Here is a 12,973-nt window from a genome sequence, read left to right as displayed (position 1 = left end):
CCCTCCCCTCGGGCCTCTCGCTCCCCCTCCCCCCTCACTCCCCAGCCGAACCCCCCGAAGCCGCCCCCAGCAACCCCCTGATGCGCGCCGCCGCCTCGCCGAACTCCCTGCTTCCCAGGGTCTCCGTGTAGTCGCGCTCAGGTGGCAGCCCCACGTCGATGATCTCGGTGATCGTGCCGGGGCGCGGGCTCATCACCACCACGCGGTCGGCCAGATAGACCGCCTCCGAGATGGAGTGGGTCACCAGCAGCACGGTGGTCCCCGTCTCCCGCCAGATGCGGTTCAGCTCCGTGTTCATCTGCTCCCGGGTGAGCGCGTCGAGTGCGCCGAACGGTTCGTCCATCAGCAGCACCGGCGGCCTGTGCAGCAGCGCCCGGCACAGTGCGACCCGCTGCTGCATGCCCCCGGACAGTTCGTGCGGGTACGCGTCCTCGAAGCCGGTGAGTCCCGTCATCGCGATCAGCTCGTCCGTACGGGCGCGGGCCTGGCCGCCCGGCATCCGGCGCATCTCGGCCTGGAGCAGAATGTTGCGCCGCGCGGTGCGCCATTCCAGCAGCGCGGCCCGCTGGAAGACGTAACCGATGTCGTGGCGCGGCCCGTCGACCCGTTCGCCCTGGAGTCGTACGTCACCGGAGGTAGCCCTGATCAGCCCGGCCAGCAGCTTGAGCAGTGTCGACTTGCCGCAGCCGGAGGGGCCCACGATCGCGACGAACTCCCCGGCCGCGACGTCCAGGGACACCTCGTGCAGGGCGGTGACGTCGCGTTTCTTCGTACGGAACCGCACGGCCACATCGGCGAGGCCGATCGCCGGCGCCGTGGGCTCCTGCCGTGCGGCACCGTTTCCGGTCACGGCCGGCTCCCGGAGCGTGGCATCCCTGGCCATCTCTCTCATCCCTTCAGCGCGTTGCCGTTGTCCCAGTACTCCGACACCGCTTTGGGGTTCTTGACCATGCCTGCCGCGGCAAAGACATCGATGGTCTGCTGCCAGTCGGCCTCGGTGTTGACTCCCGGCGCCTTGCCCCGCGTCGACTCGGTGTGCAGCAGTGTCAGTGTCGTCCTGAACTGCTCGGTGAGGACGGACTTGGGCGGCAGTTGTTTGGAGGCGCCCTCCATCGCGGCGACCGCGGGAGCGGGGGCCTTCTCCGCCGCCGCCCAGGACTCGCTGACGGCCTTGGCCATCCGCCCTGCGAGTTCGGCCCTGCCGGAGAGGATCTTCTGACCGGCGATCAGGCCGTTGGAGTAGAAGTTGAGGCCGTGGTCGGAGAAGCGCAGATATGAGACCTTCTTCTTCGCCTTGTCCTGCATGGTCGGCCCCTGGTCGCTCGCGTAGCCGAGCAGGGCGTCCGTCTTCCCCGAGATCACCGCGGCGATCTTGCCCGCCGGGTCGGTGTTCTGGATCTTTACGTCCGCCTCCGACATGCCGTTCTTCTTGAGGAAGATCGGGAAGGTCTTGGTGAGCGCGTCGCCCGCGGTGCCCGCGATGGTCCTGCCCTTGAGGTCGGCCGGCGTCGAGACGTGCTGGTCGTCGAAGAACTGCACCGACGACGGTGTGGTCTGGAGGACCACACCGAGGCTCTTGACCTTGATGCCCTGGTCGACGGCGCTGAGCAGGGCGGGTGTGTCGGCCCAGCCGAACTCGGTCTGTCCCGCCCCCGTCGCCTGGACGGTCTTCTGCGAGCCCTGGCCCGCCCGGATGGTCAGGTCGATGCCGTGCTTCTCGAAGATCTTCCGCTGCTTGCCGTAGTAGAACGGCGCGTGCTCGCCGTACGGGTACCAGTTGAGCGTCAGGGTGACCTTGTCGAGCTTCTTGCCCGAGTCACTGGTCGTCGTCCCCGATCCGCCTCCGCCGCAGGCCGTGGCGGCCAGGAGCAGCGGGACGAGCCCGATCAGAAGTCTTCGCGCTCGCCGGGTCGGCTTGGTCGGTCTGACCGGTTCGACCGGTTCGACCGGCATGACGGACGTGACTGGCATGGCTGGCATGGCTGGCCCTTCCCGGAGCGGGTCGTGTCAGGAGCGGGTCGTGTCAGTAGGAGGTGGTGACGCCGGCGTCGCGGCGGCCCGCGTGCCAGGGCAGCAGGAGCTTCTCGGCGATCTCGACGAGGACGAAGAGCACCACGCCGATAAGTGACATGACTAGCAGCCCGGCGAAGAGCATCGGGGTGTCGATATTGCCGTTCGCCTGGAGAATCACATATCCGAGGCCTTCGTTGGCGCCGACGAACTCGCCGACGACGGCCCCGGTCACGGCGAGGGTCACAGCCACTTTGAGACCGGAGAAAAGATGGGGCAGAGAGGCGGGAAAGCGGATCTTGGCAAATGTCTGCCAGGGCTTCGCACCCATGGTGGCGGACAGTTGAAGCATTTCCGGGTCGACCGCCTTCAGTCCCGTGACCATCGAGATCACCACGGGGAAGAAGGCGATCAGTACGGCGATCAGGATCTTCGGTGTGATCCCGAATCCCAGCCAGACCACGAACAGCGGCGCGATGGCGATCTTCGGCACCACCTGGGCGAAGAGCAGGATGGGATAGAGCGTCTTCTCGACGGTCGAGGAGTAGACCATGACAACGGCGGCGAACACACCGACCGCGCCGGCGATGACAAAGCCGAGCAGTGTCTCGTACGTGGTCACCCACGTATGCTGCCAGAGGTAACCGGCCTTGCCGGTAAGGACGTTCAGGGTCGCAGCCGGTGAAGGGACGAGATACGGTTCGACCAGTTCGGCCTCGGCGATGATCCACCAGGCGGCGAGACAGGCCACCAGCAGCGCGACGGGGCGCCACCCTGCCTCGACCCCGCGCGCGAACCGCTCCCCGGCGCCTGGCCTGTTACGTTGCGCGACTCCCGGCACTTTTCCGGCCGGTGCCTTTAGGACGCTCTGGCTCACTGTGAACTCCTCGGGAAACCGGGCAGTTACGGAAAGCGCTTTCAGGGCAGAATGATCGCCACGCTAATGACTGCCGGTCCGCATGGTCAATAGGGCGTACTCAAGTTTCGCCCCGCGTCCGCCGGAGAGCGGCGTTTTCCGCCAACTCGCCTCTGTCGAGGGCCTGCTGAGGTAGGAGAAACCTGGCATCAGATGCCACCGTCCTCACCCAGGCACATCTGCCGGATCAGCTCGGCGGCGAATGCCTTGATGGTGTCGAGGCCCGCCCTGCCCCAGCGCCGGGGTTCGGTGTCGATGACACACACCGTGCCGAGCGCCATTCCCGTACGGTCGACCAGCGGCGCCCCGAGATAGGAACGGATGCCGATCTCGTCCACGAGCGGGTTCCCGGCGAACCGGGGGAAGTCGCGTACGTCCTCCAGGACCAGCGCCTTGCCGCGCACCACCACATGCGGGCAGTAACCGCGGTCGCGCGCCATGAAGCGCTCACCGCCCGAACCCGAGGGGGTGTGCAGCCCGGCGAAGAACTGTCTGTTCTCGTCGATGAAGTTGACCATCGCGTAGGGGGCGGCGGTGAGGTGCGCCAACTGCTGCGCGAGCGCGTCGAAGGCGGGCTCGGGCCGCTCCCCCAGGCCGAGTTGGCGCAGCCGCTGAACGCGGTCGGGAGCCTCCCGGTCGACCGGGGTGAGCAGCAGGCGGCCGATCGGGTCGTACGTCACACTGACGCTCCGTCGCTCGGGGATTGCCGTCGGATCGCCGTGATCATTCGACGGGCTCGGGGACTTCGGGGACCTCGGGCGCCGCGGCGGCCGGGGATGTCCGGCGTGGCTGCGGCACTGTGGGTCCATGGGGCGCTGTGGGCGCATGGGGCGCTGTGGGTGCATGGGGCAGGTCGGGTGCCCGGGGTACGTGGGGGACGCGCGGCGCCTGGGACGCCTCAGGCCCCCGGGGCTCCGCCGCCGTCGTCAGCAGGTGCTGGACCAGCGTCAGCAGCGTCTGGATGCCGGAGCTGGCGATCCGCGCGTCGCACAGCACGACGGGCACGTCGGGCTTGAGGTCGATCGCGGCCCGCACCTCCTCGGGCCCGTAGCGGTACGAGCCGTCGAACTCGTTGACCGCGACGACGAATCCGATGCCGCGCCGCTCGAAGAAGTCCACCGCCGAGAAGGAGCACTCGAGGCGCCGGGTGTCGGCGAGTACGACCGCTCCGAGTGCGCCTCTGGACAGCTCGTCCCACATGAACCAGAAGCGTTCCTGTCCCGGTGTGCCGAACAGGTAGAGCACATGCCGCTCGTCCAGGGTGATTCGGCCGAAGTCCATCGCGACCGTCGTCGTGGTCTTCTCCTCGACCCCGGTGAGGTCGTCGGTCGCGGCGCCGACCTGGGTCAGCAGCTCCTCCGTACTCAGCGGCGCGATCTCGCTGACCGCCCCGACGAAGGTCGTCTTGCCGGCTCCGAAACCGCCGGCGACGAGGATCTTCAGCGCGGTAGGGAAGGGTTCAGAGCTGTCGTCGTAGGCCATCGAGCACCGCCTCCAGCAGAAAACGATCGGTCGGGTTGTGGAAGCTGTCCGGCGGCCGGGCGCTGATCGCTCCGCAGTCCACCAGATCGGAGAGCAGGATCTTGGTGACCGTCGCCGGCAGTCTGAGGTGGGCGGCGATCTCGGCCACCGAGGTGGGCCCCTGACAGAGGCCCAGCGCGTCGGCGTGCTCCGGGCCGAGGTGCCCCTGAGGCACCGAGCCCGTGGACATCACGAGGGTCAGCAGATCCATGGCTGTCGTCGGCCGGGTGCGGCCTCCGCTCACCGTGTACGGGCGGATGAGCCGACCGGCCGCCTCGTCGAGCCACGGCCCATCGGTCGGGGCCGACACGGTCACTGCCCCGTGACGCTCTGCGCGGTGCCCGCCGTACGCCTGAGCGGCGTGGCGAGATACGGCCGTACGCTCTTGACCAGCATCGCCATCTCGTAGCCGAGGACGGCGGCGTCGGCCTCCCGTCCCGCGAGCACGGCGAGGCAGGTGCCGGAGCCGGCCGTGGAGACGAAGAGCAGGGTGGAGTCGAGTTCGACCACGACCTGCCGCACCTCACCGCTGTCGCCGAAGCGCGCACCGGCGCTGCGTCCCAGTGAGTAGAGCCCCGAGGCGAGTGCGGCCATGTGGTCGGCGCTGTCGGCGTCGAGGCCGTGCACGGATCTCACCAGGCCGTCGGAGGAGAGCAACACCGCGCTGCGGGTGTACGGGACACGTTGGACCAGACCGCTCATCAGCCAGTCGAGGTCCGAGACAAGGACGGTCGGCACATCGCTCGCCATGGTGTATCTACTCCTTGAGGGTGGTGTCGTGGCTCTGCGGTTCCGGCATGTCGCGCGGGTCGAGCGGGTCGGGCCGGGCCGGTCGGTGCGGTACGTGAGCCGCTTGCGGCTGTTCCGGGAGTGGTCGCCCCGACGGATCCGACCCTGGCTCCGGCCGGGACTCCGGCTCCCGCTCGCGCTCCCGCTCCGGCTCCGACTCGGCGAGGCCGATGCCCCGGCGGAATGCGGCCATCAGCCCCGGGTCGTGGAGAACCGGTTCCTCTGTGGAGGGCGCGGCCGGCGCGTCGCGGAGCTGGGGGACGAGGTGCTCCTGGCCACGGCGCTTGGGGAGTTGGGGCCGCTCGCCCGTGGCGCTCTCGGCGAGCCCGTCGGCGCGCGCTTCCGGCACGACCTCCTCGGCGGGGCCGGTCTCGTTTCCGGTCGCGGTCCCGGGCGGTGTGCGGTGGGTGAAGCCCGGGCGCGCCTCCGCGGGGGTGGGGCGTCCGCTGTGCCGGCCACGGACGGGCAGCGGGGTACTTCCGTCCGGGCCAGGCACGGGGCCGGGTGCGGGTGCGCCGTGCGGCAGGTGTGTCCCGTACGCCTGCGCGTGCATCAGCGCCTGCTCCTGGGCCTGATCCTGCGCCTGGTCGCGCGCGTGGGCGTGAGCCTGTGCGTGGGCCCGCGCCTGGTCGTGGGCGTACGTCTGGTCCTGCGGCCTGCCGGTCCCCGGCTCGGTCGTCCCGGCGGGGTGCCCGGTCGGCACGGACATCGGCCGGTTGCCGTTCCCCGTCCCCTGCTCGGCGCCGAGCAGGCTCTCCGGCAGGACGAGTACGGCCTGGACACCGCCGTAGATGTTGGACTGGAGACGTACGGCGATGCCGTGCCTGCGTGCCAGCGCCGCCACCACGAAGAGACCGATCCGCCCGTCCTGGAGCAGGTGTGCCACGTTCACCTGGTCCGGGTCGGTGAGCAGCGCGTTCATCCGCTTCTGCTCCTCGGCCGGCATGCCGAGGCCACGGTCCTCCACCTCGATGGCGAGGCCGGCCGTGACGCGTTGCGCGCGGAGCAGCACGGTGGTGTGCGGGGAGGAGAACAGCGTGGCGTTCTCGACGAGTTCGGCCAGCAGGTGGATGACGTCGGCGACGGCGTGCCCGCGCAGGGTGCCGTCCATCGGCGGCACCAGTTTGATCCGTGGGTACTGCTCCACCTCCGCGATGGCGGAGCGCAGGACCTCCGTCATATGGACGGGCTTGCTCCACTGGCGACGGGAGTGGGCGCCGCCGAGGACTGCGAGGTTCTCGGCGTGCCTGCGGATACGGGTCGCGAGATGGTCGACGTGGAAGAGGCCCTTGAGCAGTTCGGGGTCCTCGACCTCGTTCTCCAGCTCGTCCAGGAGCTGGATCTCCCGGTGCACCAGGGACTGAAGCCGCCGGGCGAGGTTGACGAAGACCTCGACCTTCTGTTCGTTGCCCGCGCTGCTGGAGAGCCGGGACGCCTGGATCACGGCGGCTGCGGCGTCCTCGTGGGACCGGCTCAACTCCCGGGCCAGCAGGTCCAATTCGTCGCCCCCGGTGGAGGGCACGGACGGCGTGGGGCGTGCGGGTACCTTTTCGCCGCGCCTGAGTTGCCCGACCAGGGCGTTCAACTCCGCCTGCCGGCGGGCGTTCGAGCGGCGCAGCTCGATGCAGCGGTCCGTCAGGGATCTGGCGGCCCGGTCGGCTCCGAGCGCGGCGACGCCGATGGCGGCGAGGGCGAGGAGCGCCATCGCGGTGAGTCCGGCCCAGATCCCGGGGGTCGGTTCGGCACCGCCGGACCGCAGGGTCAGTACGACCGCGGCCGCGCCGCTGAGCGTGGCGACGATCGCGGGGAGCACCGCCGCACGCAGGAGCTGGGGGCGTATGCGCGCGTCCGGCGGGGACGGTGCGTTCGCCCCGGCGGGGGATCCCCCGGAAGGCCGGGCGGCGGGTTTGGGTGTCTGCTGCCGGCCGGCTGACAGCAGCGAGCGGTTGCCAGGGCGGCCGTGCCGCCCGCCCTCGCGGCGTTCCGGCCGCGCGGCAGGTGCGCGAAGTTGAGACATTTGTGTCCTCGGTCGTGGGGCCCCGGGAAATCGGCGTCGTGCGGAAGTCGGTGGCGGTTGGCTCGGACGTGGTCGGAAGGAGCTGGCCCGGGAGTTCGACGAACAGGCTTGTGCCCCTCCGTTGATCACCCGACACATACGGTAGTTGCGCCATGGACGCGTGCGGAGTGCAGTTGACGAACTTGCCCATGGACCGTCCCGCTCTGGTATGAGGCTTCGTACGTCAGCACGAAATACCGGATGCGCGGGCGAGGCGGCGGACGGTCGCCCCACGCGACCGCCCACGGCTCAGGTTCCGAGAGGGACCAGGCCGTACCTCACTCGCGCCTTGGCCCGGGACAGCGCGACGGCCCGTCGGAAGAACCGACGGGCCGTCGCACAGGACCGCAGCACCGCTCAGCGGCAGAAGCCGGACCGCGTCACCGCTCGGCTGCCAGGCTTCGATCGTCCAGCTCGGCACTAGGTGCCGTACGCACGGTCTTCGGGCGCCGCCAGGGATGCGCGAGGGGCGCGGAGACCGCTCGCCACCAGGGATTGACGGGGAGAGTGCCCGCCGGCTCGAAGGGCTCGCCCGGCCGGGGGAACGCCACGGCCTGCCCCGCCTCTTCCGCGGCGTCCAGCGTCCACTCGCCGGGCTCCGCCCACGGGTGGGGTGCCAGGTTGAAGGTGCCCCAGTGGATCGGCATCGTCACACCGGACGGGGTCCCGCCCTGGAGGTCGAGGTGCGCGAGCATGCCCTCGGCCGGAGTCATGTGGATGTCGGGCCAGTGCTCGCTGTACGCGCCGATCTGGATCATCGTCAGGTCGAAGGGGCCGTGCTCGGCGCCGATGTCCTTGAAGCCGGGGAAGTAGCCGGTGTCACCGCTGTGGTAGATCCGGTGCTCGGGTCCCTCGACCGCCCAGGACGCCCAGAGTGTGTGCTGCTGGTTGCGCAGACCACGTCCGCAGAAGTGCCGCGCCGGGGTCGCGGTGAGCCGGATGCCGGCGACCTCGGTGGACTCGTTCCAGTCCAGCTCGCGCAGGCGCGAGGCGGGCACGCCCCAGCTCTCCAGGTGCGCGCCGACGCCGAGCGGCACGGCGAAGACCGTGTCCGTGGTGGCCAGGGCCTTGATCGTGGGCAGGTCGAGGTGGTCGTAGTGGTCGTGGGAGATCACGACCACATCGACAGGGCCGAGTGAGGCGAGCGGGACGGGCGCCGGATGCAGCCGCTTCGGACCGACGAAGGCGAAGGGCGAACAGCGCTGACCCCATACGGGGTCGAAGAGCACCCGCCGGCCGTCGATCTCGGCGAGCACGCTGGAGTGACCCATCCAGGTGATCCGCAGCCCCGAGGCGGGTCGCTCGGCTATATCGGCGAGCGTGGTCGGGTGGACCGGGATGGTGCCGGTGGGGGCACGCCGTGCGCGCGCCTCCTTCTCGAAGTAGATCTTCGCCAGCTCGATACCGGAGCCACCGGTGGGACGCGTCCTCGCGCCCACCGGGTTCTGGAACACCCCGTCGGCGAAGTTCGGCGAGCTGTGGATCCGCTCCAGCCGCTTGCCTGCCGAGTCGGCCCCGAAGGCCGGGGGCCGCATCGAGCGGAGCCGGGAGCGCAACGATAGGGGGGAGCCAGCGCCTGTCACGGCACCTCCTGGTGGTTCGGTGTCGTCCCCATTATGGCCGGGGTCGCACATCGGTGCGGTACGAGTCCGTATGGCCGGTCCCGTCATGTGTACGACCCACCAACGTCGACCGCACCCGCAGGATTCCCGGCACGCCCCCGCTACGGCCCCTTTTCGACAGGGCGGGCGACCGCCAGGATGCTGACCAGCGGTTCGGTCAGGGGGTTCACCCGTCCCGGTTCAGACCATGACGCCATCCGCTGCGGTCATGCCCCGGTGGGCCTCGGCGAGACCCCGGTGGTTCTCCTCCTCGGATGCCGCGCCCCGGACGATGCCACGGGAGATACGGGAGGCGAAGTACATGGCCTGGCACATCCAGCGCAGCCGGACGAAGGTTCCGAGATGTCCGAGTTCGCCCGCGAGCTCCGGCGTGGTGTCGAGGTAGCCGGCGACGCACCTCTCCAGCAGTCGCGGGTTCCGGCACGTCATCACAGCGAAGCAGGCCAGGTCGTGGAGGACCGGCGCCTGCATGGTGACCGACCAGTCGATGAGGCCGTCCAGGCGCGCGGACTCCTCGCTGAGGAGGAAGGCATCCAGCCCCGGGTCGGCGTGCACCACGCCCATACGCAGCGGCGCGCGGTCGGCGAGCTCCCCGGCCTGGTCGAGGACGCGCGCCGCCGTGTCACGAATGTCCTGGGGCATGGGGATCTCGTCGATGCAGGCGGGAGCCCAGGACCAGGGCCAGATGAACTGCTCGCTCAGGCCCGTGACATTGTTCCCCAGCGCGAGATGGGCCCGCGCGAGGGTGCTTCCGACCCGCCGTAGATCCCCCGCCGAGGACTCGTCGGGCGGCGTACCGGGGACATGGGACAGCAGCGCGAGCACCCCCTCCGGGAGATCCACCGCCAGCCTGCCGTCCGGGGTCGGCACGGGCGGCCCGCTGGAGAAGCCGTGGGCGGCGGCGAGAGTCGCCACCCGCAGTCCGCTGCAGAACGCGTCGGCGTCCTCGGTGTCACCGAGCTTGGCGACGTACAGATCATCCGCGTCGCCAAGCTCATCCGCGTCGCCGCCGTTGCCGCCGTCGCCGCCGCCCAGGGCCACCCGGACCAGCCAGGTGCTCGAGTTCCAGCCGCCGGTGAGACGTTCGACGGACCGCACCGGAAGGCCCCAGGGCGCGAGCGCGGCCGATAACCGGTCGATGGTCAGAGGATGGGGGTCGCGTGTCATGCACACCAACGTAGCGATCATGGGCAGCGCCACGCGTTCACCGGGCGCCGCCGGGCGGTGGTACGGGGATCGGCCCCCGCGCTCTTCAGTAGGGTGGGCCGCGTGGCAAGAGTGCGGTTGAGGGTTCAGGAGCGGCGCGAGGAACTGCTGCGCGCCGCCGTGGGACAGATCGAGGCACGGGGTGTGGCGGCCCTGCGGATCTCCGACGTCGCTTCCGTGCTCGGCGTCAGCAACGCGCTCGTGCTCTACCACTTCTCGACGAAGGAACACCTGGTCGCTGCCGCTTTCGGCCACGCGGCACAGGAGGACCTCGCTCGGCTGCGCACCATGCTCGGCCGGCCGGACACCGCGCTGAACAGGCTGCGCGAAGCCGTCCGCTGGTATGCGCCGACCGGTGGGGCGAAGGGCTGGCGGCTGTGGATCGAGGGATGGGCGTCCGCGCTGCGCGAGCCCGCGCTGCGCGAGGTGGCGGGTGAGCTGGACCAGCAGTGGAAGGCGGCGCTCGCCGACGTTGTCACGCAGGGGGTGGCGGCGGGTGAATTCCGGTGTGCCGACCCGGTGTCGGCGGCCTGGCGGCTGACCGCCCTGCTGGACGGGCTCGCGGTCCAGATGACCGCGTACGCGGGGGCGCTGGAGCGGAGCACCATGCTGAGGTGGGCGGACGAGGCGCTCGCCCGTGAGCTGGACCTCGATGTCGCCGCTCTCGGCGAGGCCGGCAGACCCGGTACGTAGGTGGCGGAGACGCGTTCAGGGAAGTCAACGCTCCTGCGGTTCAGGGGCGGTTACGGTGCATGCCAGCGACGCAAGGGGAAACTGTGGCACAGGAGCAGAGCGACCGGACCGATCAGATGCCCGGCCACGATGTACTGGTCGTCGGCGGCAGCGGGGTGGATACGGTGGTCCGGGTCGACTCGCTGCCGGTGCCACTCGCCGACTCGGTCGGTGTGGGACCGATCCTCGAATGGCCCGGGCACACGGGTGGCAATGTGGCGCTCGGCCTGCGGACACTGGGACTTGACGTCAAGTTCCTCGATTTCATCGGTGACGACTGGACCGGCGAGCAGGTCCGTGACCGGCTCACCGAGGGCGGGGTCGACTTCGAGACGCTGATCTCCCCTTCGGGGACGCGGCGGGCCGTCAATCTCGTCGACAAGACGGGCCGCCGGATGTCGTTCTTCGACGCCCGCGACCCGGAGGACCTGCGGATGCCGCGCGAGTTCTACCTGCCGCACCTCCGGCGCGCCCGCCATGTGCACCTGTCGATCACGAACTTCGCGCGCTATCTGTACGACGACATCGCCGAACTCGGCGTGCCCGTGTCGACCGACCTGCACGACTGGGACGGACTCGCCGACTATCAGAAGGAGTTCGCCTTCCGCTCCGACCTGGTGTTCCTCAGCGCCTCCGGGGCCAGCGCGCGGATCGCGTCCGTGATGCGCGAGATCCTGCGCGAGGGCAAGGCCGAGGCGGTGATCGCCACAGCGGGCGCCGGAGGCTCGTACGTGATGGAGCGCGAGGGCAGCCGCACCCCGCGTCCCATACAGGCCACGGCCCCGCCGGGACCCGTGATCGACTCCAACGGCGCGGGCGACGCGTATCTCTGCGGCTTCCTCTACGGCCGTCTCGACGGCCGGAAGCTGGAGGAGTGCGCCCGGCTCGGGGCGCTGGCCGGTGCCTATGCCTGTACGGGTGAGGGCAGCGCGGCCCAGATCGGCCTCGACGACCTGCTCGCGCGCAAGGTCTGACCGGGTGCCGGGGCCCACGCCCCGGCCCGGGCCCCGGTTCGCGTCTCCGATCCGTCCCCTCCCGTAGGCCTCCGTCTCCCGTCCGGGCGTCAGGTCTGCCGCACCGGCTCGTACGTCTTCGCGTCGAGTCCGAAGGTCCACGCCACGCCTTCCCTGGCCGTCGTCGTGGTGGGCGGGACCCGCAGCCAGTACGTGCGGTGCACGCCGTCGGGCTCCGGGGTGGAGTTGACCACCTCGACCGTCATGATGTCCTCGTCGTCGGCCAGCCCGATCCGCCACAGGACGCCTGTCTCGTCGCTGTGCACCGGTCGCGCCCCGGAGTCGGCGAGGTAGCGGTCATAGCCGTAGTACTCGAACATCACCCGGCGCAGCTCGGCGTTGGGCTCGGCGCGTATGCGCTCGGGTGTCAGGGACGCCAGCTCCTCGAGGAAGGCGGCCGGGACCGGCATGCCCCGCCACGCGTACAGGGCGAAGCCGTCCGGATAAGCCAGGGCGGGGCCGTCGGCACAGTCGAGCCGGCCCGCCTCGTCGCGGTGGAGTGCGACGGGCCGCTCGCAGAGCACGGCGGCGTTCTCGTACGGCCACCACCAGCCGGCGTGCCGGGCCACGGCGGCGAGCCCTTCGAGGCGCTCGCTGCGCCCGTCGAAAGCCGCGAGCCAGGCGGCGTCGTGCTGGCCCAGCACCGCGTCGAGCAGCACTCCCCGGACCTCAGCCACCTCCTCGGCGGTCGCGGGCTCGGGCGCGAGCCTCTCGACGATCCCGGCGCGTATCCGCTCGGCGAGCGCGCGGGTGGTGTCCCAGAGCCTGGCTCCCGTCATGCTCCAGTGCTCGGCCCAGCCCGCCGGTCCCAACGCGTCGTGCACCCTGCGGCGTTCGGCGGCCCAGGGCTGCGTACGCACCTCTTCGCGCACCGAGCGTCCGCCGTCGGTGAGTGATCGCGCCGCCTCGACGCCGGCCAGCGGCGATGCGGCCCAGATAATCCGCTCCGGCTCGGCAAGACCGGCCTTACGGTAGGCGAGGCGTACGCCGTCCTCGGCGGCCGCCCGGTCCGCCCCGCCCGTCGCCGCCGCGACCGCCCGCCATGTGTCCACGTCGCTCATGTCCCTGACCCCGTCCCCTGCTTGTACATGTTTCCCATGTCCTGTGA

12 protein-coding genes and 1 pseudogene are annotated in these 12,973 nt (G+C 70.5%); 2 read left to right on the top strand and 11 right to left on the bottom strand.

Annotation, left to right across the window (positions count from 1 at the left end):
- Positions 1-34: 34 nt before the first annotated feature.
- The 10 genes and pseudogenes from QR77_RS36270 to QR77_RS36225 form a co-directional block, all read right to left on the bottom strand.
- Complete coding sequence (locus tag QR77_RS36270; protein WP_040029262.1) at positions 35-850, bottom strand: ABC transporter ATP-binding protein; 816 nt, start codon at positions 848-850, stop codon at positions 35-37.
- A gap of 38 nt (positions 851-888) precedes the next feature.
- Positions 889-1,953 carry an ABC transporter substrate-binding protein gene (locus QR77_RS36265; protein ID WP_052489804.1) on the bottom strand — a complete coding sequence of 355 codons (1,065 nt, stop codon included), beginning with the start codon at positions 1,951-1,953 and terminating at the stop codon, positions 889-891.
- A 70-nt stretch (positions 1,954-2,023) separates the two neighbouring features.
- Complete coding sequence (locus QR77_RS36260; protein ID WP_040026237.1) at positions 2,024-2,887, bottom strand: ABC transporter permease; 864 nt, start codon at positions 2,885-2,887, stop codon at positions 2,024-2,026.
- Between the two features lie 188 nt (positions 2,888-3,075).
- Positions 3,076-3,606: a GAF domain-containing protein gene (locus tag QR77_RS36255; RefSeq protein WP_040026236.1), complete on the bottom strand. Its 531-nt coding sequence runs from the start codon at positions 3,604-3,606 to the stop codon at positions 3,076-3,078.
- A 247-nt stretch (positions 3,607-3,853) separates the two neighbouring features.
- A pseudogene (locus QR77_RS36250) lies at positions 3,854-4,408 on the bottom strand (ATP/GTP-binding protein); the annotation flags it as partial.
- Positions 4,386-4,757: a DUF742 domain-containing protein gene (locus tag QR77_RS36245; protein WP_040029259.1), complete on the bottom strand. Its 372-nt coding sequence runs from the start codon at positions 4,755-4,757 to the stop codon at positions 4,386-4,388. The pseudogene QR77_RS36250 and the gene QR77_RS36245, both read right to left, overlap by 23 nt.
- 2 nt (positions 4,758-4,759) lie before the next feature.
- Positions 4,760-5,197, bottom strand: a complete 438-nt coding sequence (locus QR77_RS36240) for a roadblock/LC7 domain-containing protein (RefSeq protein WP_040026235.1) — start codon at positions 5,195-5,197, stop codon at positions 4,760-4,762.
- A gap of 7 nt (positions 5,198-5,204) precedes the next feature.
- The gene (locus QR77_RS36235) at positions 5,205-7,253 is read right to left on the bottom strand and encodes an ATP-binding protein (protein ID WP_078877572.1); all 2,049 of its coding nucleotides are present in this window, start codon (positions 7,251-7,253) and stop codon (positions 5,205-5,207) included.
- 419 nt (positions 7,254-7,672) lie between these two features.
- Positions 7,673-8,875 carry an MBL fold metallo-hydrolase gene (locus QR77_RS36230; protein ID WP_040026234.1) on the bottom strand — a complete coding sequence of 401 codons (1,203 nt, stop codon included), beginning with the start codon at positions 8,873-8,875 and terminating at the stop codon, positions 7,673-7,675.
- 219 nt (positions 8,876-9,094) lie between these two features.
- Positions 9,095-10,081: a phosphotransferase gene (locus QR77_RS36225; RefSeq protein ID WP_040026233.1), complete on the bottom strand. Its 987-nt coding sequence runs from the start codon at positions 10,079-10,081 to the stop codon at positions 9,095-9,097.
- Positions 10,082-10,183: 102 nt separating this feature from the next.
- On the opposite strand from QR77_RS36225, the gene QR77_RS36220 reads away from it, so the two are divergent.
- Together QR77_RS36220 and QR77_RS36215 are read left to right on the top strand one after the other, a co-directional pair.
- Entirely contained in the window at positions 10,184-10,813 is a 630-nt protein-coding gene (locus QR77_RS36220; protein WP_040026232.1) for a TetR/AcrR family transcriptional regulator, read from the top strand.
- 116 nt (positions 10,814-10,929) lie between these two features.
- A complete protein-coding gene (locus QR77_RS36215; RefSeq protein WP_040029258.1) occupies positions 10,930-11,826 on the top strand; it encodes a carbohydrate kinase family protein in 897 nt (298 codons plus the stop codon).
- 89 nt (positions 11,827-11,915) lie between these two features.
- Here the strand turns inward: QR77_RS36215 and QR77_RS36210 are convergent, their stop codons facing one another.
- A complete protein-coding gene (locus QR77_RS36210; protein WP_040026231.1) occupies positions 11,916-12,926 on the bottom strand; it encodes a DUF6745 domain-containing protein in 1,011 nt (336 codons plus the stop codon).
- Positions 12,927-12,973: the final 47 nt, after the last annotated feature.

Source organism: Streptomyces sp. 150FB (assembly GCF_000818195.1).
Taxonomy (GTDB): Bacteria; Actinomycetota; Actinomycetes; order Streptomycetales; family Streptomycetaceae; genus Streptomyces.
Note: the sequence above shows the minus strand (reverse complement) of the source record. Positions and strands in the feature narration are given on the sequence as shown.